Origin of the sequence: Neptuniibacter sp. 1_MG-2023, from assembly GCF_030547185.1 — a bacterium.
Lineage (GTDB): Bacteria > Pseudomonadota > Gammaproteobacteria > Pseudomonadales > Balneatricaceae > Neptuniibacter.
The window spans coordinates 1-522 of record NZ_JAUOQR010000033.1; the positions used below are offsets into that span (position 1 = coordinate 1).

1 protein-coding gene is annotated in these 522 nt (G+C 51.3%); it reads right to left on the bottom strand.

The genetic code is table 11. From position 1 onward, the window contains the following. Positions 1–442, bottom strand: a 442-nt coding sequence (locus Q4492_RS15650) for a reverse transcriptase domain-containing protein (RefSeq protein ID WP_303419859.1), incomplete at its 3' end; no start/stop codon positions are given. Between the last annotated feature and the right edge of the window lie 80 nt (positions 443–522).

Here is a 522-nt window from a genome sequence, read left to right on the forward strand (position 1 = left end):
CGACAAACCCAGCTCGCAGGTATTGTTTAATCAATCGTAGAAGACGTTTGTCCTTCACCTTGTCACCAAGGCGCGTCATCAGCAGATCGTGATTAACTCGGTCAAAGAACTTAGACAGATCGACATCGACCGCGAAGCGGCGACCTTCCTTGATGATGTCTCGCACCTGCTTTACCGCCTGTTGCCCATTTCGATTTGGCCGGAATCCAAAACTATTGTTTGAGAAATCGGGATCAAAAATAGGCGTAAGGACTTGGGCAATCGCTTGCTGAATCACTCGATCACAGACGGTTGGAATCCCCAGTTGGCGAGTACCACCATCGGGTTTATCGATTTCAACGCGTCTGACCGGTGAGGGCGTATATCGACCTGTTGCCAGTTCGGTAGTGACCTTCGTCCAGTGTCCTGCTCTTGCCCATACGGGAAATTCGTTGATGGTCATGCCATCCACTCCTGCAGCCCCTTTATTGGCTTGAACGCGTTTCCATGCCGCTGAGAGGTTATCCCGTTGCAGCACACGCT